The organism is Microvirga sp. KLBC 81, assembly GCF_003075415.1.
GTDB lineage: Bacteria > Pseudomonadota > Alphaproteobacteria > Rhizobiales > Beijerinckiaceae > Microvirga.
On record NZ_QDAH01000005.1, the window covers coordinates 26,113 to 50,562 of the forward strand.

General features: G+C 63.0%; 20 protein-coding genes and 1 other RNA gene. 18 read left to right on the plus strand and 3 right to left on the minus strand.

Going from position 1 to position 24,450, the window contains the following annotated elements:
- Window positions 1–8 precede the first annotated feature (8 nt).
- The 4 genes from DC522_RS05310 (at window position 9) to metH (ending at window position 6,811) form a co-directional block, all read left to right on the plus strand.
- Window positions 9–890, plus strand: coding sequence for a DMT family transporter (locus DC522_RS05310; protein ID WP_116527664.1), 882 nt, complete (start codon window positions 9–11; stop codon window positions 888–890).
- 155 nt (window positions 891–1,045) lie between these two features.
- Entirely contained in the window at window positions 1,046–2,059 is a 1,014-nt protein-coding gene (locus DC522_RS05315; RefSeq protein WP_116527665.1) for a metalloregulator ArsR/SmtB family transcription factor, read from the plus strand.
- Complete coding sequence (metF, locus tag DC522_RS05320; RefSeq protein ID WP_116527666.1) at window positions 2,059–2,964, plus strand: methylenetetrahydrofolate reductase [NAD(P)H]; 906 nt, start codon at window positions 2,059–2,061, stop codon at window positions 2,962–2,964. Before DC522_RS05315 ends, metF begins: the two co-directional genes overlap by 1 nt.
- Window positions 2,965–3,055: 91 nt before the next feature.
- Window positions 3,056–6,811 carry a methionine synthase gene (metH, locus tag DC522_RS05325; protein ID WP_116527667.1) on the plus strand — a complete coding sequence of 1,252 codons (3,756 nt, stop codon included), beginning with the start codon at window positions 3,056–3,058 and terminating at the stop codon, window positions 6,809–6,811.
- Window positions 6,812–6,817: 6 nt separating this feature from the next.
- Here the strand turns inward: metH and DC522_RS05330 are convergent, their stop codons facing one another.
- The 3 genes from DC522_RS05330 to DC522_RS05340 all read right to left on the minus strand — a co-directional run bounded on the left by DC522_RS05330 (window position 6,818) and on the right by DC522_RS05340 (window position 8,685).
- Window positions 6,818–7,591 carry an N-acetylmuramoyl-L-alanine amidase gene (locus DC522_RS05330; RefSeq protein WP_205769511.1) on the minus strand — a complete coding sequence of 258 codons (774 nt, stop codon included), beginning with the start codon at window positions 7,589–7,591 and terminating at the stop codon, window positions 6,818–6,820.
- Window positions 7,592–7,595: 4 nt separating this feature from the next.
- Window positions 7,596–8,321, minus strand: coding sequence for a TerB family tellurite resistance protein (locus tag DC522_RS05335; RefSeq protein ID WP_116527668.1), 726 nt, complete (start codon window positions 8,319–8,321; stop codon window positions 7,596–7,598).
- 85 nt (window positions 8,322–8,406) lie between these two features.
- Complete coding sequence (locus DC522_RS05340) at window positions 8,407–8,685, minus strand: glycine zipper domain-containing protein (protein WP_116527669.1); 279 nt, start codon at window positions 8,683–8,685, stop codon at window positions 8,407–8,409.
- Window positions 8,686–9,014: 329 nt separating this feature from the next.
- On the opposite strand from DC522_RS05340, the gene DC522_RS05345 reads away from it, so the two are divergent.
- The 14 genes from DC522_RS05345 to murB all read left to right on the plus strand — a co-directional run bounded on the left by DC522_RS05345 (window position 9,015) and on the right by murB (window position 24,338).
- Window positions 9,015–9,767, plus strand: coding sequence for a transglycosylase SLT domain-containing protein (locus tag DC522_RS05345; protein WP_165820059.1), 753 nt, complete (start codon window positions 9,015–9,017; stop codon window positions 9,765–9,767).
- Window positions 9,768–9,808: 41 nt separating this feature from the next.
- An RNA gene (rnpB, locus tag DC522_RS05350) (RNase P RNA component class A) lies at window positions 9,809–10,188 on the plus strand.
- Between the two features lie 311 nt (window positions 10,189–10,499).
- Window positions 10,500–10,997, plus strand: coding sequence for a division/cell wall cluster transcriptional repressor MraZ (gene mraZ / locus DC522_RS05355; protein ID WP_116527671.1), 498 nt, complete (start codon window positions 10,500–10,502; stop codon window positions 10,995–10,997).
- Window positions 10,994–12,043: a 16S rRNA (cytosine(1402)-N(4))-methyltransferase RsmH gene (gene rsmH, locus DC522_RS05360; protein WP_116527672.1), complete on the plus strand. Its 1,050-nt coding sequence runs from the start codon at window positions 10,994–10,996 to the stop codon at window positions 12,041–12,043. Before mraZ ends, rsmH begins: the two co-directional genes overlap by 4 nt.
- The gene (locus DC522_RS05365) at window positions 12,040–12,435 is read left to right on the plus strand and encodes a hypothetical protein (RefSeq protein ID WP_116527673.1); all 396 of its coding nucleotides are present in this window, start codon (window positions 12,040–12,042) and stop codon (window positions 12,433–12,435) included. Before rsmH ends, DC522_RS05365 begins: the two co-directional genes overlap by 4 nt.
- Window positions 12,436–12,440: 5 nt before the next feature.
- On the plus strand, window positions 12,441–14,204 hold the full coding sequence (locus DC522_RS05370) for a penicillin-binding protein 2 (protein ID WP_116527674.1): 1,764 nt from the start codon (window positions 12,441–12,443) through the stop codon (window positions 14,202–14,204).
- A gap of 2 nt (window positions 14,205–14,206) precedes the next feature.
- The gene (locus tag DC522_RS05375) at window positions 14,207–15,673 is read left to right on the plus strand and encodes a UDP-N-acetylmuramoyl-L-alanyl-D-glutamate--2,6-diaminopimelate ligase (RefSeq protein WP_116527818.1); all 1,467 of its coding nucleotides are present in this window, start codon (window positions 14,207–14,209) and stop codon (window positions 15,671–15,673) included.
- A complete protein-coding gene (locus DC522_RS05380; protein ID WP_116527675.1) occupies window positions 15,670–17,100 on the plus strand; it encodes a UDP-N-acetylmuramoylalanyl-D-glutamyl-2,6-diaminopimelate--D-alanyl-D-alanine ligase in 1,431 nt (476 codons plus the stop codon). The genes DC522_RS05375 and DC522_RS05380 overlap by 4 nt, the downstream gene beginning before the upstream one ends.
- Before the next feature lie 5 nt (window positions 17,101–17,105).
- Window positions 17,106–18,191: a phospho-N-acetylmuramoyl-pentapeptide-transferase gene (gene mraY, locus DC522_RS05385; protein WP_116527676.1), complete on the plus strand. Its 1,086-nt coding sequence runs from the start codon at window positions 17,106–17,108 to the stop codon at window positions 18,189–18,191.
- Window positions 18,192–18,197: 6 nt separating this feature from the next.
- Entirely contained in the window at window positions 18,198–19,589 is a 1,392-nt protein-coding gene (gene murD / locus DC522_RS05390) for a UDP-N-acetylmuramoyl-L-alanine--D-glutamate ligase (protein WP_116527677.1), read from the plus strand.
- 2 nt (window positions 19,590–19,591) lie between these two features.
- A complete protein-coding gene (locus tag DC522_RS05395; RefSeq protein WP_116527678.1) occupies window positions 19,592–20,734 on the plus strand; it encodes an FtsW/RodA/SpoVE family cell cycle protein in 1,143 nt (380 codons plus the stop codon).
- Window positions 20,731–21,852, plus strand: a complete 1,122-nt coding sequence (gene murG, locus DC522_RS05400; RefSeq protein WP_116527819.1) for an undecaprenyldiphospho-muramoylpentapeptide beta-N-acetylglucosaminyltransferase — start codon at window positions 20,731–20,733, stop codon at window positions 21,850–21,852. Before DC522_RS05395 ends, murG begins: the two co-directional genes overlap by 4 nt.
- Complete coding sequence (murC, locus tag DC522_RS05405; RefSeq protein ID WP_116527679.1) at window positions 21,849–23,264, plus strand: UDP-N-acetylmuramate--L-alanine ligase; 1,416 nt, start codon at window positions 21,849–21,851, stop codon at window positions 23,262–23,264. Before murG ends, murC begins: the two co-directional genes overlap by 4 nt.
- 159 nt (window positions 23,265–23,423) lie before the next feature.
- A complete protein-coding gene (murB, locus tag DC522_RS05410) occupies window positions 23,424–24,338 on the plus strand; it encodes a UDP-N-acetylmuramate dehydrogenase (RefSeq protein WP_116527680.1) in 915 nt (304 codons plus the stop codon).
- Window positions 24,339–24,450 lie beyond the last annotated feature (112 nt).

Below are 24,450 nucleotides of genomic sequence, written 5' to 3' on the forward strand. Positions count from 1 at the left end.
CGCCTTCCATGTCTCGCGACACCTTCGGCCTTGTCTTGGGCTTTGTCGGCGTGTGCATATTCGCCGGCACGCTGCCCTTCACCCATATCGCTGTCGAGCATTTGAGCCCGCTCTTCGTCACTGCGGGGCGGGCGGCGCTCGCGGGCCTGTTCGCGTTGATGACGCTGCTCGTCTTGCGCAAGCCATGGCCGACGCCGCGGCTTGCTCTGACCATGGCGCTCGTGGCGCTCTGTCTCACTGGAGGTTTCCCGGGCTTCACGGCGCTCGCCATGAAGACCGTTCCGGCCTCCCATGGCGGTGTCGTGCTTGGCATCCTGCCGCTCGCGACCTCCGCCATCAGCACGCTGATTGCCGGCGAGCGGCCGAGCCCGACCTTCTGGCTTGCTGCTTTGGCTGGCGCGGGCCTCGTGATCGGCTTCACGCTGCATGAGGGCGGCGGCTCGCTGGGGCAGGGGGATCTGTTTCTCCTCGCGGCGGCACTCTCCTCGGCGCTGGGCTATGTGATCTCCGGCAAGCTCGTGCGCAAAGGGATGGCCGGGTGGGAGGTCATTTCCTGGGTGCTGGTCGTGGCCCTGCCGGTTACGGTGCCCGTGGCGCTCTGGACCATGCCGGAGGATTCTTCAGCCGTCCCGGCCTGGAGCTGGATCGGCTTCGTCTATGTGGCTCTCATGAGCCAATATCTCGGCTTCTTCGCCTGGAATGCCGGGCTGGCGCTTGGCGGCATCGCCCATGTCAGCCAGGTGCAATTGCTTCAGACCTTCGTGACGCTCCTCATCGCGGCCGTCCTGAACCGGGAGCCCATTGCCCTCTCGGCCTGGTTCGTCGCGGGGGCCGTCTTCCTCCTCGTGGTTGCAGCCAACAAAGCCAAGGTCAGGGAATCCAAGACCTAGAGCATCTTGGGCGCGTGATCCGGTTTCCTGTCGAAAAAGATGGCTAAGCCAGAGAGAGCCGCTTTCACGGCTGTGGAGCGGCTTTAAGCCCTTGCTTGCTCTTGCTTCAAAAAAGATATAAATATATCTTTATATGTAAGAGCGAGTTTTGGCTCATGGCTGACAAGGAAGCTCCATCTCTGGATTTGACGCTGGATGTCCTCCGGGCAGCCGCCGAAGAGACGCGCCTGCGCATTCTGGCCCTGCTGGCAGAGGGCGAACTCTCCGTTTCCGACCTCACCGACATTCTGGGCCAGTCCCAGCCGCGCATCTCCCGTCACCTGAAGCTGCTCGTGGAAGCGGGGCTCGTGGAGCGGCACAGGGAAGGGGCATGGGCCTTCTTCCGGCTCACGGACCGCGGCACGGCCCTGAAGATCATCCGCCCGACGCTCGAGAGCCTGGACCGGTCCGATCCGCAATTGCTGGAGGACCGTACCCGCCTTGAGGCCGTGCGCGCCCAGCGCTCTCAGGCAGCCCAGGCTTACTTCTCGCGGCTTGCTCCCGAATGGGATCGTCTGCGCTCGCTCCACGCACCGGAAACCGTGGTCGAGGCCGCGGTGCTCGACGCCCTCGGTCAGAGGCCGATCCGCAACCTCGTCGATCTCGGCACAGGCACCGGCCGCATGCTGCAGCTCCTTGCGCCGCGCGCAAGCCGCACGGTCGGTCTGGATGCGAGCCACGCGATGCTCTCCGTTGCGCGCGCCAATCTCGAAAAGGCGGGCCTGCGCGGCATCGAGCTGCGACAGGGTGATATTTATGCGCCGCCGTTCCCGCGCGACACCTTCGATCTCGTGATCATCCATCAGGTGCTGCATTACCTCGACGATCCCGCCCGCGCGATCCGCGAGGCGGCGCGTCTTGTTGCTCCCGGCGGGCGCATCCTCGTGGTGGATTTCGCGCCGCATAAGCTGGAGTTCCTGCGCGAGGCGCAGGCTCATCGCCGTCTCGGCTTCGCGCCGTCGCAGGTCGCAGGCTGGCTCGATGGGGCGGGCCTTGATTGCACGCTCACGAAAGAAATTGCACCGCCCAGGAAGGGCGATGACCAATTGACCGTTTCCCTTTGGCTTGGACAGGACCGCCGTGTCGCGACGGATTGGCCTCTCTCCGAGCCCAACAAAGAGGTTGCCTGATGTCGCCCATGGCCCTTCGTCCCAGCAGGCAAGCCTCTTCGCCCATCAATGTGTCCTTCGAGTTCTTCCCGCCGAAGACACCGGAGATGGAAACGACTCTCTGGGCGTCGATCCAGCGTCTCGCGCCGCTCAATCCGCAATTCGTCTCCGTGACCTACGGCGCGGGCGGCTCCACGCGCGAACGCACGCATGCCACGGTCTCGCGCATCGTGAAGGAAACGCACCTCAAGCCCGCCGCGCACCTGACCTGCGTGGCGGCGACCAAAGATGAGGTGGATGACGTCGTCCGCTCCTATTGGGATGCAGGCGTGCGCCACATCGTGGCCTTGCGCGGCGATCCGGTGAGCGGCATCGGGACGGCCTATGAGCCGCATCCTGGTGGCTATCAGCAGACCTGTGATCTCGTGGCCGGCATCAAGGCCATCGGCGATTTCGAGGTTTCGGTTTCCGCTTACCCCGAGAAGCATCCCGAAGCCGCTTCGCTCGACGCAGACATCGATGTTTTGAAGGCGAAAGTGGATTGCGGCGCGGATCGCGCCATCACCCAGTTCTTCTTCGATAACGATCACTATTTCCGCTATCTCGACCGCGTTCGCGCGCGCGGCATCGGCATTCCCGTCGTGCCCGGCATCGTGCCCGTGCAGAACTTCAAGCAGACGGCGAATTTCGCTGCCAAGACGGGCGCCAGCGTTCCCGATTGGCTCGCGGCCCGCTTCGAAGGGCTCGACAACGATGTGGAGACCCGCAAGCTCGTGGCCGCCGCCGTTGCGGCCGAGCAGGTGATCGACCTCGTCGATCGCGGCGTGAACGAGTTCCACTTCTACACCATGAACCGCGCCGATCTCGTCTATGCGATCTGCCATCTCCTCGGGTTGCGCGATCAGAGTGTGAAGGTGGCGGCTTAAGTTTTCATGCCCGGCTTAGCCGGGCATTTGTATTTGCCATGCGCTGCATGGATGGCCGGACGACAATCCGGCCGGATTGAAAGAGACTGCAATGACCGTTTTTGAACCTCGTCCTGCCAATGGAGCAGAAATCCTCCGGGCACTTCGTGAAGCAGCCTCCAGGCGCATTCTCGTGCTCGATGGCGCCATGGGTACGGAGCTTCAGCGCTCGCGCTTCTCGGAGGAGGATTTCCGGGGTGAGCGGTTCAAGGACTGGAAGCAGGATGTCAGGGGCAACAACGATCTCCTGATCCTCACGCAGCCGGATGCCGTGCGCAACGTGCATCTCGATTACTTCCGGGCCGGCGCCGACATCGTCGAGACCAACACCTTCTCCGGCACCTCCATTGCCCAGGCCGATTACGGGATGGAGGAGATCGTCTATGAGTTGAACTATGAGGGCGCGCGGATCGCACGTGAGGCCGCGTCGATCGTCGAGAGGGAGGATGGTCGCCGCCGCTTCGTGGCAGGAGCCATCGGCCCCACGAACCGCACGCTTTCCATCTCGCCGGACGTCAACAATCCGGGCTATCGCGCCGTGACCTTCGATCAGGTGCGCGATGCTTATGCCGAGCAGGTGAGGGGACTTGTCGATGGCGGGGCGGAGATCATCCTCATCGAAACCATCTTTGACACGCTGAACGCCAAGGCCGCCATCGTCGCCACGCAGCAGGTCTTCGAAGAGAAGGGCGTGAAACTCCCGGTCATGATCTCGGGGACGATCACGGATCTCTCCGGCCGCACGCTCTCGGGCCAGACACCGACCGCCTTCTGGTATTCGGTGCGCCATGCGGAGCCGTTCTCCATCGGCCTCAACTGTGCGCTCGGCGCGCGCGAGATGCGCGCGCATATTCAGGAGATCGGCAAGATCGCCGATACCTTCGTGTGTGCCTATCCCAATGCGGGCTTGCCGAACGAGTTCGGCCTCTACGACGAGAGTCCCGAGGCCACGGCTCGCATGATCGCGGAATTCGCGGATGCCGGCCTCGTCAACGTGGTCGGCGGCTGCTGCGGCACTACGCCCGCGCATATCCGCGCCATTGCCGAGGCCGTTGCCGGAAAGGCTCCGCGGCAATTGCCGAAGATGGCGCCCCTGATGCGCCTCTCGGGCCTCGAGCCGTTCACGCTCACGTCCGACATTCCCTTCGTGAATGTCGGCGAGCGCACGAACGTCACGGGTTCCGCCAAATTCCGCAAGCTCGTCACCAATGGCGATTATGCTGCTGCGCTCGATGTGGCGCGCGATCAGGTGGCGAACGGTGCGCAGGTGATCGACGTCAACATGGACGAGGGCCTGCTCGATTCCGAGAAGGCGATGGTGGAGTTCCTCAACCTCGTTGCTGCCGAGCCCGACATTGCCCGCGTGCCGGTGATGGTGGACTCGTCCAAGTTCCACGTCATTGAGGCCGGTCTCAAGTGTCTCCAAGGCAAGGCCATCGTGAACTCGATCTCCATGAAGGAGGGTGAGGAAGCCTTCATCGAGCACGCGAAGATCTGCCGATCCTATGGCGCAGCCGTTGTCGTCATGGCCTTCGACGAGCAGGGTCAGGCGGATACGCTGGAGCGCAAGGTCGAGATTTGTAGCCGTGCCTACAAGATCCTCACCAAGAGGGTCGGGTTCCCGCCGGAAGATATCATCTTCGATCCGAACGTGTTCGCTGTCGCGACCGGCATCGAGGAGCATAACGGTTACGGCGTTGCCTTCATTGAGGCAACGCGCATCATTCGTGAGACGCTGCCGCATGCCCATATCTCGGGCGGTGTGTCGAACCTCTCGTTCTCGTTCCGCGGCAACGAACCGGTGCGCGAGGCGATGCACTCGGTGTTCCTCTTCCATGCCATCAAGGCTGGCATGGACATGGGCATCGTGAATGCGGGCCAGCTTGCGGTCTATGACGAGATTGATTCCGAGCTTCGCGACCTGTGCGAAGACGTTGTGCTCAATCGCCGTCCCGATGCGACGGAGCGTCTGCTGGAAGCAGCACCTCGCTTCAAGGGCGATGGAGCCGGTGCCTCGAAGGCGGCTGATCTCGAATGGCGCTCCTGGCCCGTCGAGAAGCGCATCGAGCATGCGCTCGTCAATGGTGTCACCGAGTTCATCGAGCAGGATACGGAAGAGGCGCGCCAGTGTGCCGAGCGTCCGCTGCACGTGATCGAAGGGCCGCTGATGGCCGGCATGAACGTGGTCGGCGATCTCTTCGGCGCCGGAAAAATGTTCCTGCCGCAGGTGGTGAAGTCCGCCCGCGTGATGAAACAGGCCGTGGCCTATCTCATGCCCTTCATGGAGGCGGAGAAGCAGGCCTCGGGCCTCGACCAGCGCTCCGCTGCCGGCAAGGTGCTGATGGCAACCGTGAAGGGCGACGTGCACGATATCGGCAAGAACATCGTCGGCGTGGTTCTCGCCTGCAACAATTACGAGGTCATCGATCTCGGCGTGATGGTGCCGGCCCAAAAGATCCTGGAGACCGCGCGCAAGGAGAAGGTGGATGTGATCGGCCTTTCCGGCCTCATCACGCCTTCGCTGGACGAGATGGTGAACGTGGCGAGCGAGATGGAGCGGGAGGGCTTCGATATTCCGCTCCTGATTGGCGGCGCCACCACGAGCCGCGTGCACACGGCGGTGAAGATCCACCCCAACTACCATAAAGGGCAGGCCGTCTATGTGACGGATGCAAGCCGCGCGGTGGGTGTCGTCTCGTCGCTGCTCTCGCCTGATATGCGCGAGGCTTACATCGAGACGCTGCGCAGCGAGTACCGCAGGGTCGCCGATGCTCATGCGCGCTCCGAGGCCGACAAGCAGCGCCTGCCGATCGAGAAGGCCCGCGCTAACAGGCTGAGGCTCGATTGGGATTCTTACTCCACGCCCAAGCCTACCTTCACGGGCGCGCGGGTGTTCCGCAGCTATGATGTCGGCGAGCTTGTCCCGTATATCGATTGGACGCCCTTCTTCCAGACCTGGGAGCTGAAGGGCCGCTTTCCGGCGATCCTCGAAGACGAGCAGCAGGGTCCAGCAGCGCGCCAGCTCTGGGAGGACGCCCAGGCGATGCTCAAGCAGCTCGTCGAGGAGCGCTGGTTCAATCCGAAGGCCGTGATCGGCTTCTGGCCTGCCAATGCGGTGGGCGACGACATTCGCCTCTACACGGGCGAGAGCCGCAGCGAGACGCTCGCCACCTTCCATGGCCTGCGTCAGCAGCTCTCCAAGCGTGACGGCAAACCGAACCTTTGCATTTCCGATTTCATCGCGCCCGCTGAAAGCGGCAAGCCGGATTGGATCGGCGCCTTCGTGGTGACCTCAGGCATCGAGGAAGTGCGCATTGCCGAGAAGTTCGAGCGTGCGAACGACGATTATCGCTCAATCCTCGTGAAGGCACTTGCGGATCGTCTCGCAGAAGCCTTCGCCGAGCGCATGCATGAGCGCGTGCGCAAGGAGTTCTGGGCCTACGCGCCGGATGAGAACCTTAACAACGAAGAGCTGATCCGTGAGGAATATCGTGGCATCCGTCCGGCTCCCGGCTATCCTGCGCAGCCCGATCACACCGAGAAGGCAACGCTCTTTGATCTGCTCGAAGCGGAGCGCCGTATCGGCGTGAGCCTCACCGAGTCCTACGCCATGTGGCCGGGCTCTTCCGTCTCGGGTCTCTACCTCGCGCACCCGGAGGCTTATTATTTCGGCGTGGCAAAGGTAGAGCGCGATCAGGTGGAGGATTACGCGATGCGCAAGGGCATGAGCGTACAGGAGGTTGAACGCTGGCTCGGCCCAATCCTCAACTACGATCCGGCAAGCTACAGGCCGATGGCAGCGGAGTAGGATTGATCAGGCGGCGGCCGCAGAAGGCCGCCTCGCGATCAGATCGCGCAGGGTGGTGATGGTGGAGGCATCCGCCACGCCATCCACGCGCTCGGGGCGAAAATGGCGCTGGAACGCGGCGACCACCTTTTCCGTGTCTTCATCGAACACGCCATTGATCTTCAGGCCATAACCATACATGGCGAGCATCGCCTGAAGCGCTTCGATGGGCATGCCCTGATCGCCACGCGAGAAAAAGCGTCCGTCGCTCAAGCTGGCTGGCGACACCCAATGGCCGATGCCGGCCTCGTGCAGGCGCTTCCAGGGAAAGACCTCGCCGGGATCGACCTTGCGGCCGGGCGCGACATCCGAATGACCGAGCACGCGGGTCGCCGGAATGCGCCAGCGGGTTACGATGTCCTTCGCGAGCGCGATCACGCTTTCGATCTGCACGTCGGGATACGGAGGGAGGCCGCCGGGATGGCCGGGGTTGGCGATCTCGATCCCGATGGAGCAGGAATTGATATCCGTCTCGCCATTCCAATTGGACATGCCCGCATGCCAGGCGCGGCGAGACTCCGGTACGAGCTGCAGCACGCGTCCGTCGCCGAAGACGAAATAATGCGCCGAGACCTGGGAGACCGGATTGCACAGCCATTGCAGGGCCTCGCCCTCGTCCGGCATGCCCGTGTAGTGCAGGATCAGCATGTTCGGGCGCTGTCCGTCTTTCCGCTCCCCGTGATTGGGTGAAGGAAACACCTTCGCGGCAACAGGGCTTTCGGGGGAAAGCGACACGCTCATACTCTCACCTGAGGTTCCGTTCGGTGGCGATGCGCTCCCAAGCGGCATTGATCGCGGCCAGCCGTTCCGTTGCGATCTTCACCGCCTCCGGCGGCAGGCCGCGGGCGATCTCCCGGTCGGGATGGTTCTCGGCAACGATCTTGCGATAGTGCCGTTTCAGATCCTCGTTGCTCATGGCCCTGTCAGCCTTGAGGATAAGGTAAGGATCGTCCGCCCGCTTCACGTGGCGCGCGGCGATGCGCTCGAACTCCGCTTCCGGGAGGGCGAAGATCCCCGCCACGTTCTTGAGGTAAAGATATTCGGCTTCGTGAACGGCCTCGTCGGCCTTGGCGATGTGGAAGAGGCCGTCGAGCACGTCCTCCAGCAGGGCGGGCTCTTCCTTGAACTCCGTGCCGATCTGCTGGGCGTAAGCTTCGAACCCCTCAGAGGTTTGCATTGCGAGTTCGAAGAGGCGTTTGACCCGCGGATGTTCGCTCTCCGGCACCTCCACGATCTGCTCGAAGGCCTTGACCTCTACGTCGACGACCACGCCATCGGCCTTGGCCATCTTCGCGGCGAGGGCCACGAGGCCCATGGTGAACAGCACATCGCGCGGCGGCTTTCCGAACGGAGCGCCCTCGCGATCAATGAGCACATGGCCGGCAACGCCGCCCAGGAGAGCGCCAATCGGCCCTCCGAGCGCCAGGCCGATACCGGCACCACCGAGCTTACCCCAAATCGACTGAATCATCTTGATCTAGTGGTACGCTCAACAACAGGCAAAAGGAAAGGGGCCGAGAAGACCTCGGCCCCTGAATTCAGATTCAAGGACTGTCTTAGCGGCAGTAGATGTTGCCGTACATGTCCTGATACGTGCCGTACGGGCAGGCCGGGCCGCGAGGAGCCGTTGCTGCACCCACGACAGCGCCGCCAGCAGCGCCGATAGCTGCACCGGCGAGAGCGCCGCTTGCACGACCGGTTGCTGCGCCACCGATAGCCGCGCCAGCCAGACCGCCGACGGCGGCGCCACCGACTGCACGCTCGCCGGGAGTGGTGCAGGCTGCCATCGAGAGGGTGAGAGCACCCGCGGCAATCGCTGTAATGATCTTCTTCATGGAGGCTTCCCTGTATCTAGCGGGCTGTAGGCTGCCCAGCTTAATCCTTAGCTTGACCTTACGCTGACGCCAACTCCTGACTTGGGGAAGAAGTTCCTTGTTCCTCAAATGAGCTGTAGAAAAATTTTTTGTTAAGGCGTTGAGGCTATTTCCCGCCTTTCTGCGCCTTGGTTCTACGAAGAATCAGTGTCGAGCTTGAGCATTCGTCGAACACGATTGCGACTTGTTAAGTCACAACTTTGCCTTATTTGGACTCCACCCACCGCGGCCCCGCGACCTATGCCATTTGGAGTTTTTGTATGACTTGGCAGCATTATTTGAGAACGTTGGTGGTCGCGATTCTTGGCGCAGTTGCACTTGCCCTTGGGTCACAGGCGAGGGCGGAAAACAGCCTGATCTCCCCGCAGGATGCTGAACGGCTCGTGCGTGCTCAGCTCGAAGAGCAAGGGGCGGCTGAGGCAGCGCTCAAAGAGGAGCAGGAGGCTGCCGAGGCTGCGGAAGCCGCCAAGGCCGCAAAGTCCGGCAAGGCCGGAAAAAGCACGGACAACAAGAAGGCTAAGGAAGTTGTTGCGAAGGCCGAGACAAAGGCTTCTGCGGCGGCTGCCCAGGAGGCGGCACATGAGGCCAATGTCGAGGAAACCGCCTCTCTGCCGGTAGAGCTCCACGTTCGCTCCCGCTCCGAGCGGGCTGATGCCGTCAAGGCCAATGCCCTGAAGCCTCTGATTGCTCGCTATGCCTCCGAGAACGGCTTGTCCTACGAGCTGGCCGATGCGGTGGTGCGGGTCGAGAGCCGCTACAATCCCGGTGCCCGCAATGGCCCGAATGTGGGTCTCACCCAGATCAATGTCCGCACGGCTCAGTCCCTGGGGTACAAGGGCGATGCCGCTGGCCTGCTCGATCCGGAAACCAATCTGCGTTTTGGGCTGAAATATCTCGCGATCGCCCACAAGCTTGCCGGCGGGGACACCTGCGGCACGATCCTGCGCTATCAGTTCGGCCTCCGCACGACGACGATGACCGGTGCCTCACGGGCTTACTGTGCGAAGGTCAAGGTGCTCACGGCCGCGGCGAATGCGTCTTAAGGCCTTGACGCAGGCCTGCCTTTCACACCACATCCCCTCTGTCAGCTGGCCGGGCGGCCGCTTCGAGCTTGCTCGGGGAGGAAAGTCCGGGCTCCATGGAAGCAAGGTGCCGGATAACGTCCGGCGGGGGCGACCCCAGGGATAGTGCCACAGAAAGCAAACCGCCCTGCTTGGCAGGGTAAGGGTGAAAGGGTGCGGTAAGAGCGCACCGCGGACGCAGTGATGCGGACGGCACGGTAAACCCCACCAGGAGCAAAACCGAATAGGGACGACAGGCGTTCGCGCCAGGCCTGCTTCCAGGCTGGTCGTCCGGGTTGGTTGCTTGAGGCGGTCAGCAATGATCGTCCCAGAGGAATGGCCGCCACGTTCAAGGGTTAGACCTTGGGCCATACAGAACCCGGCTTACAGGCCGGCTGACCCCTTCTTTTCCACAGGCCCCAAACTGCGACAAAGCGGACCAAACCATTGGTCTGCTTACGATTCATTAACCCTAAATGCGTCTCATGGAGGGTGCAGGTTGCAAGGCCTGCGTCCCACCCTCGTTCCGTTGACGACCATATTATCCCATGTTATCCCAAATCATCCCGTCGACGGTGTCTTCCGAAGGGGACGTCAAGCGCATCAGAAACGCTGACATCTCGTTTCGGACAGTAGCGTTATCACCGGCTGCGGGTGGCAGGCCGTCCAGGTCTGCCGGGGGGCTGACAATCGGGAGCTTGCGAGCTGCGGCCAATGAACCGCTTCGTGTCCAATTTCACCAACAGGTTGGATTCGAAGGGTCGCGTCTCGATCCCCGCATCCTTTCGGGCCGTCTTGGCCAGGGATGGATTCGAGGGTCTCTACGTTCATCCCGCGCTCGATGCGCAGGCCTTGGACGCAGGTGGCAACACGCTTCTGAACGAAATCGATGCGTTCTTGTCGACGCTGTCGCCCTATTCGGACGAACGGGATCAGCTGTCGACCGCATTGTTCGGGACCAGCGAAATCTTAAAGGTCGATCCGGAGGGGCGTGTCATCCTGACGGACTCAGTGAAAGTACATGCCGGGATTGGCGATACGGTGACGTTCGTCGGACTCGGTCACAAGTTCCAGATTTGGGAGCCCGAGCGTTTCCGTGCGCACTTGGAGGGGGCGCGCACGAAGGTACGAGACCTGAAGAAGGCGCTGGGAGCCCGGGTTGTGGAGCCACGTATGGTGCAGAACACCTCACCAGGAGTGCGGGAGCAATGATGGGACGCGGCGACGGCCCAGGAGCCGGAGCCGCTGGCGGACCGACCCGTCACGTTCCTGTGCTCCTGGCGGAGGTGTGCGATGCGCTCGATGTGACGCGGGGCGGCCTCTTCATCGATGGCACGTTCGGCGCGGGCGGATATACGCGCGCCATTCTCGATGCTCATCCTCAGAACAAAGTGATTGCCGTCGACCGCGATCCGGATGCGATTGCGGGCGGTGCTGCGCTGACGGCCAAATTCAAGAAGCGCTTGATGCTGGTGCCGGGACGCTTCGGCGATCTCGACGAGATTGCACGCACTCAAGGGTTCGACAGCGTCGATGGTGTCGTTCTCGATATCGGCGTCTCGTCCATGCAGCTCGATCAGGCCGAGCGCGGTTTCTCGTTCCGCAGCGATGGCCCGCTCGACATGCGCATGGAGAGGCAAGGCCCTAGCGCGGCCGACATCATCAATGAATCCTCCGAGGCCGAGCTTGCCGACATCTTCTATCATTACGGCGAGGAGCGCCGTGCCCGCGCGGTCGCTCGCGCCATTATCGAGGCACGTCGTCGGGAGCCGTTCCAGACGACGCGTCAGCTTGCCGATCTCGTCGCCTCGCTGATCCGTCAGGAGCCGGGCGGCATTCATCCGGCAACTCGCGTGTTCCAGGGGCTTCGTATCGCGGTCAATGACGAACTGGGCGAACTGGTGCGCGCGCTGCACGCCGCCGAGCGCATTCTCAAGCCCGGCGGGCGGCTCGTGGTTGTCACCTTCCACTCGCTCGAAGACCGGATCGTGAAGCAGTTCTTCGCGGCTCGCACCGGACGCATGCCGAGCGGCTCGCGCCACATGCCGACAATGGCTGCGCCGGAGCCGACATTTCACGCGGTGACGAAAGGCCCGGTCGGTCCGGGCGAGCAGGAAATGGCGCGTAACCCGCGCGCGCGCTCGGCCAAGCTGCGGGCCGGGGCGCGCACGAGCGAGCCTCCGCAGGAACCGCTCAGCGCCATCACGATGTTAGCCGAACTGCCGCAGACGGCGGATAAAAAGGGAGGGCGGCGATGACCAAGCTGCTCCATTTCGTCGCGATCTCCGCCCTCATCGCTTCGGCGGGCTATGCCTATTCGATCAAGTACGACACGCTCTACTATGCCGAGCAGGTGGCGAAGCTGAAATCCAAGGTGCAGCGCGAGCGCGAAGCCATCGCCGTGCTGCAGGCAGAGTGGCAATATCTGGACCGCCCGGACCGCCTGCAGGCCGCTGCCGATCATCATCTCGATCTTCAGGCTCTGAAGATCCAGCAACTGGCGCGTCTGTCCGATCTGCCGAACCGTCCGACGCGCGAGGATGAGATCGGCCGTAAGCTCGAAGCGCTTGGCCTGCTCGAACCGACGGCAACGCCGAAGGACAAGAGCAACCAAGCCCGTATCCCATCGACCCAAACCCCGAACCGGTAAGCCCCGTGTTGCACGAGCCTCAACTCGAACTGAAGGCTAAGAGCCCTCCGCCCAAGACAGGAATTCTCTCGTATGCGCGAGAACTGTTCCGGTTGCGTCTCGACAAGAGCACGTCCCGTGTCGGACTCGCCGCCTTCTGCTTCGTCGGTCTCTTCAGTGTGATCGGTGGCCGTCTCGTTCAGCTCGCCGTGACCAGCGAGAACACGAGCGAGGTGCGGCGCGCGGCGTCTTCAGAAATCTCCGCGGCTCGTCCCGACATCGTGGACCGCAATGGAGAAATCCTTGCCACCGATGTGAAGATGGTCTCCGTCTTCGCGGAGCCGCGCAACATCATCGACAAGGACGAGGCGGTGGAGCTGCTCACCGCTGTTCTGCCCGATCTCGATGCCACGGAGCTGCGCAACAAGCTCAACACCAAGAAGGGCTTCGTCTGGGTCAAGCGCGAGATCACGCCGCGCCAGCAGGCCGAGGTGCATCGCCTCGGCATTCCGGGTGTGGGGTTCCTGCCCGAGAACAAGCGTGTCTATCCGAATGCCGAGGCTGCGGCTCACGTGCTGGGCTTTGCCAATGTGGACAATGTCGGCATCGCCGGCATCGAGAAATACATCGACAGCATGGGCCTGCAGGATCTCAACGGTGCGGGTTTCAACATCTCCGCCGCCGACTTGAAGCCCGTTCAGCTCTCGCTCGATTTGCGCGTGCAGCATGCTCTGCGTGACGAGCTTGCGAAGGGCATGGCGAAGTTCAAGGCGAAGGCCACTGCCGGGGCCATCCTGGACGTGAACACCGGCGAGATTATTGCCCTTGTCTCGCTGCCCGACTATGATCCCAACAACCCTGTCGACGCGCTCGACAAGGATCGGATCAACCGCATCAATGTCGGCGTGTTCGAGATGGGCTCCACCTTCAAGGCGCTCACCGTGGCGATGGCGCTCGATTCCGGAAAGTACAACATCAACTCGACCTTCGATGCCCGGTCCGGTCTGCGCTACGGAAGGTTCACCATCGGCGACTATCACCCCACGCGCCGCATTCTGACGACACCGGAAGTGTTCGTTCACTCGTCCAATATCGGCACGGCGCGCATGGCGCTCGGCATCGGCGTCGAGGGCCACAAGACGTTCCTGCGCAAGATGGGCCAGTTGTCCCGCCTCGAAACGGAGCTGCCGGAAAACGCCTTGCCGATCATTCCGCCCCGCTGGGGCGAGCTCAACACCATGACCATCGCCTTCGGCCACGGCCTTGCCGTCGCGCCGCTCCAAGCGCTCATGGCCGTCGGAGCGCTGGTCAATGGCGGCGTGCTGATCAAGCCGACCTTTTTGAAACGCGCCGAGGCCGAGGCACGGCAGAACGCGTTGCAGGTACTCAAGCCTGAGACGAGCGAGGCCATGCGCTATGTGATGCGCCTCAATGCCTCGACCCCGGAAGGCTCGGCGGGTTCAGCGTCGATCGCGGGCTTCTTCGTCGGCGGTAAGACCGGCACGGCCGAGAAGGTGATCAACGGCCGCTATGCCAAGAACAAGAACTTCACCACGTTCACGGCCGTTGTTCCGGCGGACAAGCCGAAATATGTGTTCCTGACCATCATGGACGAGCCGCAGGCGGTCGAGGGCACCTATGGCTTCTCGACAGCCGGCTGGAATGCAGGTCCCGTGACAGGAAACATCATCGAACGCGTCGCGCCGCTCCTGGGAGTTCCACCTCGGTTCGAGCCGCCGGCGCAACCCTTCCCACTCATGTCGCGCCTCAACGCATGGGGCACCCGGTGACCATGACGAACCCCATTCAATTGAGCGATCTGCTTCCGGAGGCCAAGGGCTTTCCGGAAGCATCCTTGTCAGTGACCGGCATCGCCTCCGACAGCCGTAAGGTCGGGCCCGGCAGCGTGTTTTTCGCCGTGCCGGGCACGAAGGTGGACGGCATGAGCTTCGTGCCGCAGGCAGCGGCCGCCGGCGCGGTTGCCATTGTGGGAGAGGCGGAGCGTCCTTCCGCCTTGGCTGCCGATGTGGCGTATGTCCGCGTAGGTGACGTGCGGGAGGCTCTCTCGCTCGCAGCATCCCGGTTTTATCCGCAGCAGCCGGAGAAGGTGGTTGCGGTCACAGGCACGAGCGGCAAGAGCTCGGTGGCCGATTTCACACGCCAGCTCTTCGCGTCGCTCGGCTACAAATCGGCAAGCCTCGGCACGCTCGGCGTGATCACGTCGGATGGTGCAGCCTATGGCTCGCTCACGACGCCTGATCCGATCTCTCTGCATCAGACGCTCGACAAGCTCACAAAAGATGGCGTGACTCGTCTGGCCATGGAGGCCTCTTCCCACGGCATCGATCAGCGCCGCCTCGACGGCGTTCGCCTGAGCGCTGCGGGTTTCACCAATCTCGGTCGCGATCACCTCGATTACCACAACACCACCGAGGCTTATGCCGCCGCGAAGCTGCGCCTCTTCGATACGCTTCTGCCCGCCGATGCTCCCGCCATCATCAATGCTGACGGCCCCTATGCTGATGTGTTCCGGCACGGTGTGCGCGATCGCGGTCTGACAATGCTGACCACCGGAAGCATGGGCGAGACATTGCGTCTTGTCGAAGCGCGCCCGGATGGCTTCAAGCAGGCTCTGACCATCGAAGCGGTCGGCAAGGAGTTCGAAACGACCCTGCCGCTTCTCGGTGCCTTCCAGGTCGAGAATGCGCTCGTCGCTGCCGGCCTCGTGCTCTCCGTGGAAGGCGAGGGCAGGGCGGCTGAAGTCTTTGAGGGCTTCAAGACGCTGAAAGGCGTCTCGGGCCGACTTGAGCAGGTGGGCGAGGTCGATGGTGCGATCTGCATCGTCGATTACGCGCACAAGCCCGATGCCCTGGCCCATGTGCTTGATGCCCTGCGTCCCTTCACCAAAGGCCGTCTCGTCTGCATCGTCGGCTGCGGCGGGGATCGCGACAAAGGCAAGCGTCCGCTCATGGGCCGCATCGCCGCCGACAAGGCGGATATTGTCATCGTCACGGACGATAATCCTCGCTCCGAAAATCCGGCGGCGATCCGCGCCGAGGTGTTGAAAGGCGCTCCCGGCGCCCGGGAGATCGGAGACCGGGCTTTGGCTATCCGCACCGCCGTGAAAGAGCTCCAACCGGGCGATATATTGGTCGTGGCGGGCAAAGGCCATGAAACGGGCCAAATCATCGGCGACCGGACCCTGCCGTTCTCGGACCACGACGAGGTCCGGGCGGCTATTGCGGAGAGGCAGGGATGAGTTCACCCTTGTGGACCTTGGATGAGATCGTAGCCGCCACCGGCGCTCGCGTTGGCGGCGACGTCGCGCAGGCGACCGGCGCTTCCATCGACACGCGCACGCTGGAGCCGGGCGATCTCTACTTCGCCATCAAGGGCGATGTGCATGACGGTCACGACTTCGTGCCGGTCGCTCTCGAGAGGGGCGCTGCGGGTGCCGTCGTGTCCGAGGAAAAGGCTCCTGCCTTCGCATCCGGCAAGCTCATCGTCGTGCCTGATGTTCTCGAGGCCATGCGCCAGTTGGGCCGTGCGGCGCGAGAGCGCACGGATGCCAAGATCGTCGCGATCACGGGCTCCGTCGGCAAAACCGGCACGAAGGAAGCCATGCGCCTTGCGCTCTACCGTCAGGGCGCGACACACGCGTCAGTCGCCTCCTACAACAACCATTGGGGCGTTCCGCTCACCCTCTCCCGGATGCCGCGCGAGACCGAATTCGGTGTGTTCGAGATCGGCATGAACCACGCCCACGAGATCCTGCCGCTCACCGCGATGGTTCGCCCGCATGTGGCCGTGATCACCACCATCGAGCCGGTGCATATCGAGTTCTTTCCGTCGCTCTGGGGCATCGCCGATGCCAAGGGCGAGATCTTCTCCGGTCTCGAACCCGGCGGCACGGCGGTGATCAACCGCGACAGCCCGTATTTCGAGCGCATGAAGGCGCACGCGCTCGCCTCCGCCGCAGGCCGTGTGATCTCCTTCGGCGAGCATCAGGCTGCCGATATCCGCGCCGAGCGGATCGTCGTGAAGCCCGACCAGTCGCTCGTCGAGGCCCGCGTCTTCGGCCAGCTTCTGAGCTACAGGATCGGCACGGCAGGACGGCATATCGCCCTCAACTCCCTGAGCGTGCTTGCCGCATGCCATGCGCTTGGCGTGGATCTGGCGCAGGTTGCTGTTTCCTTTGCCGATCTGAAGCCCCCCGTGGGGCGCGGCGAGCGGACGATGCTCTCCATCGACGGAGACGAGGCGCTGCTCATTGACGAGAGCTACAATGCGAATCCAGCCTCCATGCGTGCGGCGCTTGCCAATCTCGGCGCGGTGGAACTGAACGGCCAGGCTCGGCGTCTGGCTGTGCTGGGCGACATGAAGGAGCTGGGCGAGAAAGGTCCGGCCCTTCACGAGGGGCTCGCAGAGGCGATCGAGGCCAACGACATCGATCTCGTCTTCGCGGCAGGGCCTCTGATGAAGAATCTCGTCGAGCGCCTGCCGGAGGCGAAGGTGGCGGCTCATGCGGAAACCTCCGCCGAGCTCGTCGATGCGGTCTGCGCCGCGATCCGTCCCGGCGATGCGGTGACCGTCAAGGGATCGCTCAGCATGAAGATGGCTTTGGTCGTCAAGGCTCTGAAAGAACGTTACGGCGCGAGCCCAACGGCGAACGCGCTGAAAGGATAAACCGAATGTTGACCTGGTTGGCTGAGCTCAGCCCCTATTTCAGCCCCCTCAATATCTTCCGCTACATCACGTTCCGCACCGGGGGCGCGACGGCGACAGCCATGCTCTTCGTGTTCCTGTTCGGGCCGTCGATCATTTCGCTCCTGCGCGTACGCCAGGGCAAGGGACAGCCGATCCGGGAGGACGGGCCGCAATCGCACCTGCTGACAAAGCGCGGCACGCCGACCATGGGTGGCCTGATGATCTTGGCGGGCGTGCTGGTCTCGGCGCTGCTCTGGGCCAATCTCGAAAACCACTATGTCTGGATCGTGCTGTTCGTGACCGTCGGCTTCGGCGCCATCGGCTTTTACGACGATTACCTGAAAGTCACGAAGCAGTCGCACAAGGGTTTTTCCGGCAAATCGCGTCTTGCCATCGAGGCAATCATCGCGGCTGTCGCCTGCATCGCCATATCCTACATGGCGACTCCCGGTCTCGCGAATAAGCTCGCGCTGCCCTTCTCGAAGGATCTTATTTTCAATCTCGGCTGGTTCTACATCGTCTTCGCGGGCTTCGTGATCGTCGGCGCAGGCAATGCGGTGAACATCACGGATGGTCTCGACGGTCTTGCCATCGTGCCGGTGATGATCGCGGCCGGAACCTTCGGCTTCATCGCGTATCTTGCCGGTAATGCGGTTTTCGCCAATTACCTGCAGATCCACTTCGTGCCCGGCACCGGCGAGCTCGCTGTGATCTGCGGCGCGCTGATCGGTGCCGGCATTGGCTTCCTCTGGTTCAATGCGCCTCCGGCGCAGATCTTCATGGGCGACACGGGTTCGCTCGCGCTCGGTGGCCTTCTCGGCACCATCGCGGTGGCGACGAAGCACGAGATCGTGCTCGCCATCGTCGGCGGGCTCTTCGTGCTGGAGATCATGTCCGTGATCATCCAGGTGGCCTCGTTCAAGCTCACGGGGAAGCGCGTCTTCAAGATGGCGCCGATCCACCATCACTTCGAGCAGCTGGGCTGGACCGAGCCTCAGGTGGTCATCCGCTTCTGGATCATCGCCGTGGTGCTCGCCCTCGTCGGCCTCTCGACCCTCAAGCTGCGGTAACATCCGATGACGCCCGTCACGACCTTCTCCGGCAAAACAGTCGCTCTCTTCGGCCTGGGCGGATCGGGGCTCGTGACGGCGCTTGCCCTGAAAGAGGGCGGGGCGCGTGTCGTGGCCTGCGACGACAATCCGGCGAAGATGACGGAAGCTGCCGCCAAGGGTATCGAGACGGGCGATCTGCGAGAGATCGATTGGTCGAAGGTATCGGCACTTGTCCTCTCGCCCGGCGTTCCCCTGACGCACCCTGAACCGCACTGGTCGGCGAAGCTCGCGAAGGAGGCAGGCGTCGAGATCATCGGCGACATCGAGCTCTTCTGCCGCGAGCGTGCGAAGATTGCGCAGAACGCACCCTTCATTGCGATCACCGGCACTAACGGAAAGTCGACGACGACCGCCCTCATCGCGCATATCCTGCGTGAAGCAGGCCGCGATGTGCAGATGGGCGGCAATATCGGAACCGCGATCCTCTCGCTCGAGCCGCCGTCCGACAGCCGCATCCACGTGATCGAGTGCTCCTCGTTCCAGATCGACCTCGCACCGTCGCTGGCGCCGACAATCGGTGTCCTCCTCAATTTGTCGCCAGACCATATCGACCGGCATGGGACGATGGAGGATTATGCAGCCATCAAGGAGCGGCTAGTCGCTAAGGCCGAGCAGGCGGTCATCGGAATCGATGATGACTTGAGCCGTGCGATTGCGGACACCTGCGCTGCAAAAGGCGTGAAAGTGACACGCATCTCCATCGAGCCGATGGATGCGGAAGGTTTCTTTGCTGACGGTACCACCCTGGTTCAAGTCACCCCCTCCGATGCGGTCGCCGTGGCTGATCTGGCAGGCATCGGTTCACTGCGCGGCTCTCACAATGCCCAGAATGCAGCAGCGGCTTTTGCTGTCGCCATGGCGCTCGGTGTCTCTGGAGAAACGATCAGGTCTGGTCTTTCTACGTTTCCCGGCCTTCCTCACCGCATGGAAGAAGTCGGGCGTATTCGTTCGGCGCTCTTCATCAACGACTCCAAGGCCACCAATGCCGACTCCACGGAGAAGGCGCTCAAGTCCTTCGACAACATTCTCTGGATCCTCGGCGGCAAGGCGAAGGAAGGCGGCATCGAGCCGTTGCGGGCGTATTTCCCGAAGATCCGCAAAGCCTATCTGATCGGCGCGGCAACGGAAGAATTCGCAAAGACGCTTGGGAACGACGTTGCTTATGTCCCCAGCGGCACGCTCGACAAAGCGGTAGAGCAGGCAGCCGCCGATGCGGCGGCCATGAACGGCCCTTCGGTCGTTCTCCTGTCGCCGGCTTGTGCCTCCTACGATCAATTTCCCAATTACGAAGTGCGCGGAAACCATTTCCGCGAATTGGTCCGGGCATTGCCGGGCGTTGAAGCCAAGGGGGCTTGAAGATGGTGTCGCGCGCGGAACGCTCGGTTTTCAGCGATTGGTGGTGGACCGTCGACCGGCTGCTGCTGGCGGCGCTTGCCATTCTCATGCTCGCAGGCCTCGTCTTTCTCATGGCGGGCGGTCCGCCCGTCGCGGAACGTCTGGGGCTCTCGACCTTCCACTTCGTGAACCGTCAGGTGCTGTTTCTGATTCCGGCGCTCCTCATCATGCTGCCGGTCTCGTTCCTGTCCCTGCGCCACATCCGTCGCCTGGCGCTGCTGGTTTATCTCGGCGGCATGGTGCTGATCGGGCTCGCCTTCCAGTTCGGGCCTGAAATCAAAGGCGCTCATCGCTGGATCATGATCGGTCCGCTCGGCATTCAGCCCTCCGAATTCGTGAAGCCGGCCTTCGTCGTTCTTGCCGCCTGGGCCTTCTCCGAGGGGGCGCGGCGCAAGGACATGCCGGGCGCGCTACTCGCGCTGATGCTCCTGCCGGCCACGATCATCCCGCTCATCCTGCAGCCCGATTTCGGCCAGACCATGCTGGTCACCATCGTGTGGTGCGGTCTGTTCTTCGTCGCGGGCCTGCACTGGTTCTGGGTGATGGGCCTTGGTGGTGCGGGTCTTGTCGGCATCGTCGCGGCCTACGAGTTCCTGCCGCACGTGCGTGCCCGTATCGAGCGCTTCCTCGACAAGGATTCGGGAGACACGTTCCAGGTGGATACGGCCATGGAATCCTTCTCGCGCGGCGGCTGGCTCGGGCGCGGCCCGGGCGAGGGCACGGTGAAGCGCATCCTTCCCGACGCGCATACCGACTTCCTCTTCGCCGTGACGGCGGAAGAGTTCGGCATCATCGTGTGCCTTGGTCTGCTTGTGCTCTTCGCCTTCATCGTGCTGCGCGGCCTGATGCTCGCCAAGCGAAACGAGGACACCTTCTGCCGTCTCGCCGCCACGGGCCTCGTCCTCATGTTCGGATTGCAGGCTGCCATCAACATGATGGTGAATGTGCATCTCATGCCCGCCAAGGGCATGACGCTCCCGTTCATCTCCTATGGCGGCTCCTCGCTGCTGTCGCTGGCGCTCGGCATGGGCTTCCTCATCGCGCTCACCCGCCGCCGTCCGCGCGCGGAGATGATGGAGCATTTCAACCAGGATTGGCAGCGGTGACAAAAAAGCCCCTCGTCCTTCTCACCGCCGGCGGCACCGGCGGCCATCTCTTTCCGGCGGAGGCGCTCGCCAATGTGCTGAAGGCATCCGGGTGTCGCGTGGTGCTTGCCACCGACAAGCGCGCCAATGCCTATGCCGGCTCGTTCCCGGCGGATGAGATCATCGAGATTCCGTCCGCCACACCCTCGGGCCGTTCCGTGCCGCAGATTGCGAAGGCCGCGCTGCTGCTCGCTCAGGGGACTCTGAAAGCCATGGGCGTCATTCGCAAGTTGAAGCCGGATGCGGTTGTCGGCTTCGGCGGCTATCCCACCGTGCCGCCGGTCGTTGCCGCATCGCTCCTTAAAGTGCCGACGGTGATCCACGAGGCCAATGGCGTGATGGGCCGCGCAAACCGGCTGCTCGCACGTCGCGCCACGGTGATCGCGACCGGCTTTGCCAATATCAAGGGCATCCCGGAGAATGTCCCGGGCCATGTGATCCAGACCGGCAACCCGATCCGTCCGGCGGTGCTGAAAGCCTCTCAGCAAGCCTACTCCACGCTCGAGCCGGGCGGAAAGATGCGCCTTCTCGTCGTGGGCGGCAGCCAGGGTGCGCGGGTGATGAGCGATGTCGTTCCGCCCGCGATCGAGTTGCTGCCGCCGGAACTGCGCGCGCGCCTCACCATCACCCAGCAGGCGAGGGGAGAGGACCTGGAGCGGGTACGCGCGCATTACCAGCGTCTGGGCGTGGAGTTTGAGGCCGAGCCCTTCTTCAGGGACCTGCCGAAGCGCTTGGGAGACGCGCATCTCGTCATCTCCCGCTCCGGCGCCTCGACGGTCGCGGAGCTTGCGGTGATCGGTCGCCCCTCGATCCTCGTGCCGCTGCCGGGCTCGCTCGATCAGGACCAGGCCGCCAACGCCAAAACCCTTGGCGATCTGGGCGCTGCCATCGTTTGCCCACAAACGGAATTCACCCCTGAGCGCCTGGCGAGCGAGATTCGTTCCTATTTTCAAGAGCCTGACCGCTTGACCAAAGCCGCTGCCGCTGCACATAGCGCCAGCATCACGGATGCGGCCGAGCGCTTGGCTCACGCTGTCCTCAACCTGATACATCTTAACAAGAACGGAATGCCTTCATGAAACTGCCGCCGAAGCTAGGTCCCATTCACTTCATCGGTATCGGCGGCATCGGCATGTCGGGCATCGCCGAAGTCATGCACAATCTGGGCTACACGGTTCAGGGCTCGGACGCCGCCGACAACTACAACGTCAAGCGCCTTGCCGACAAAGGCATCAGGACCTTCATTGGCCACAAGGCCGAGAACGTGGAGAATGCCGAGATCGTCGTGGTTTCCACCGCGATCAGGCGCGACAACCCGGAGTTGATCGTCGCCCGCGAGAAGCGCCTGCCCGTCGTGCGTCGCGCGGAAATGCTCGCCGAACTCATGCGCTTCAAGTCATGTGTCGCCGTGGCAGGCACGCACGGCAAGACCACGACGACATCGCTCGTCGCGACTCTGCTCGATGCAGGCGGCCTTGACCCGACAGTGATCAACGGCGGCATCATCAACGCCTACGGCACCAATGCCCGCATGGGCGACGGCCAGTGGATGGTGGTGGAGGCTGACGAATCAGACGGCACCTTCCTCAAGCTGCCGGCGGACGTTGCCATCGTCACGAATATCGATGCCGAGCATCTCGATCACTTCGGCACCTACGATGCGATCAAGGACGCGTTCCGCTCCTTCATCGACTCGATCCCGTTCTACGGCTTCGCGGTGATGTGCATCGATCACCCGACCGTGCAGGATCTCGTGGGTCGCATCGAGGATCGCCGCATCATCACCTATGGCGAGAACCCGCAGGCCGATGTGCGGTTGATGGACGTGGACTCGCGCGGAGGTCAGAACCGCTTCCGCGTGATGATCCGTGACCGTCGTCCAGGCTTCCGTCTCGAACTCGAAGATCTCGTTCTGCCGATGCCCGGCGCGCACAATGCGCTCAATGCCACGGCAGCCATCGCCGTTGCGCATGAACTCGGCGTTTCGCCCGATGCGATCCGCAAGGCGCTCGCAGGCTTCGGCGGCGTGAAGCGCCGATTCACGCGCACGGGCGAGTGGAACGGCGTCACCGTGTTTGACGATTACGGCCACCATCCCATCGAGATCGCCGCGGTGCTCAAGGCCGCACGCGCATCGACGGACGGTCAGGTCATCGCCGTGGTGCAGCCGCACCGCTACTCGCGCCTGTCGTCTCTCTTCGATCAGTTCTGCACCTGCTTCAACGATGCGGATGCGGTGATCGTCGCGCCGGTCTATGCCGCGGGCGAGCAGCCGATCCCGGGATCCGATCGCGACAGCCTCGTCTCCGGCCTCAAAGCGCGCGGCCATCGTAACGTGATGGCGCTCGAAAAGCCGGAGGATCTCGCGGGTCTCATCAGGGGGGTGGCGAAACCGGGCGACTACGTGATCTGCCTTGGCGCCGGCAACATCACGCAGTGGGCTTATTCGCTGCCGGGTGAACTCGAAGCGTTGGGCGAGAAGGCGGCTTGATGAATCGCGAAATGGCTCCAGGTTTCCTCATCCTGAGGAGAGCGCAATGCGCTCGTCTCGAAGGACGAGGAAACCGCTTCCAGTGGTCTCTGGAAACGCCCTCGTCCTTCGAGACGCGAGACAAGCTCGCTCCTCAGGATGAGGGCTGAGGGGGTGTCCATGTTTTCTGATATCACAGCCGAACTGAGAGCGGCCATGCCCGAACTCAGGGGCAAGCTGGACGCGAATGCGCCGACAGCGCCGCTCTCGTGGTTTCGTACAGGCGGTCCGGCGCAGGTGCTGTTTTCGCCGGTCGATACGGACGATCTCGCTTACTTCCTGCAGCATCTTGATCGGCACATCCCTGTGCTCGTCGTGGGTCTCGGCTCCAACCTGCTCATCCGCGATGGCGGCTGGGAAGGCATCGTGATCCGCCTGGGCAAAGGCTTTTCTGAAGTCTCCGTCGAGCCGGGTCTTCGCGTGCGCGCAGGTGCCGGTGCTCCCGATGTGAAGGTGGCGCGTGCGGCGGCAGAAGCGGGCATTGCGGGCCTTTCTTTCTTGCGTGGCATTCCCGGCACCATCGGTGGCGCGCTTCGCATGAATGGCGGCGCCTATGGCGGCGAGACGAAGGATGTTCTCGTTGAGGCCAAGGGGGTGACCCGCACCGGTGAGGTGGTGAGCTTCACGAATGCTCAGATGGGCTTCACCTATCGCCATTCGAGCGTGCCGGAGGATGTGATCTTCACGGAAGCTGTCTTCGAGGGCCGGCCCGGCAACCCGGATGAGATCCTCGCGGAGATGAACGCCATCACCGAGGCACGCTCCTCGACACAGCCGGTCAACACCCGCACGGGCGGCTCCACCTTCAAGAACCCTCCAGGTCGCAAGGCCTGGGAACTGGTCGACGCCGCCGGATGCCGGGGCCTTCGGATCGGGGATGCCCAGGTCTCCGAGATGCACTGCAACTTCCTCATCAACCACGGCTCGGCGTCGGCCGCGGACATCGAGGCGCTCGGTGAGGAAGTACGCCGCCGGGTTCGCGAAACGTCGGGCGTCGAGCTCGAGTGGGAAATCAAGCGGGTCGGCCGCGCGTAACGCGTAAAGGTTAAGGCGGACTGCATTTCCTTCACGGCGAACCGGTGTCCACTTCGCCTGGAAATGCAGCGCGAATCACTTTGTTAACGCCCGGATGCTTCACTGGACACGG

Coding starts and splice junctions, on each gene's coding strand:
- DC522_RS05310 (WP_116527664.1), top strand. CDS start 9: ATGTCTCGCGACACCTTCGGCCTTGTCTTGGGCTTTGTCGGCGTGTGC.
- DC522_RS05315 (WP_116527665.1), top strand. CDS start 1,046: ATGGCTGACAAGGAAGCTCCATCTCTGGATTTGACGCTGGATGTCCTC.
- metF (WP_116527666.1), top strand. CDS start 2,059: ATGTCGCCCATGGCCCTTCGTCCCAGCAGGCAAGCCTCTTCGCCCATC.
- metH (WP_116527667.1), top strand. CDS start 3,056: ATGACCGTTTTTGAACCTCGTCCTGCCAATGGAGCAGAAATCCTCCGG.
- DC522_RS05330 (WP_205769511.1), bottom strand. CDS start 7,591: ATGAGCGTGTCGCTTTCCCCCGAAAGCCCTGTTGCCGCGAAGGTGTTT.
- DC522_RS05335 (WP_116527668.1), bottom strand. CDS start 8,321: ATGATTCAGTCGATTTGGGGTAAGCTCGGTGGTGCCGGTATCGGCCTG.
- DC522_RS05340 (WP_116527669.1), bottom strand. CDS start 8,685: ATGAAGAAGATCATTACAGCGATTGCCGCGGGTGCTCTCACCCTCTCG.
- mraZ (WP_116527671.1), top strand. CDS start 10,500: ATGAACCGCTTCGTGTCCAATTTCACCAACAGGTTGGATTCGAAGGGT.
- rsmH (WP_116527672.1), top strand. CDS start 10,994: ATGATGGGACGCGGCGACGGCCCAGGAGCCGGAGCCGCTGGCGGACCG.
- DC522_RS05365 (WP_116527673.1), top strand. CDS start 12,040: ATGACCAAGCTGCTCCATTTCGTCGCGATCTCCGCCCTCATCGCTTCG.
- DC522_RS05375 (WP_116527818.1), top strand. CDS start 14,207: ATGACGAACCCCATTCAATTGAGCGATCTGCTTCCGGAGGCCAAGGGC.
- DC522_RS05380 (WP_116527675.1), top strand. CDS start 15,670: ATGAGTTCACCCTTGTGGACCTTGGATGAGATCGTAGCCGCCACCGGC.
- mraY (WP_116527676.1), top strand. CDS start 17,106: ATGTTGACCTGGTTGGCTGAGCTCAGCCCCTATTTCAGCCCCCTCAAT.
- murD (WP_116527677.1), top strand. CDS start 18,198: ATGACGCCCGTCACGACCTTCTCCGGCAAAACAGTCGCTCTCTTCGGC.
- DC522_RS05395 (WP_116527678.1), top strand. CDS start 19,592: ATGGTGTCGCGCGCGGAACGCTCGGTTTTCAGCGATTGGTGGTGGACC.
- murC (WP_116527679.1), top strand. CDS start 21,849: ATGAAACTGCCGCCGAAGCTAGGTCCCATTCACTTCATCGGTATCGGC.
- murB (WP_116527680.1), top strand. CDS start 23,424: ATGTTTTCTGATATCACAGCCGAACTGAGAGCGGCCATGCCCGAACTC.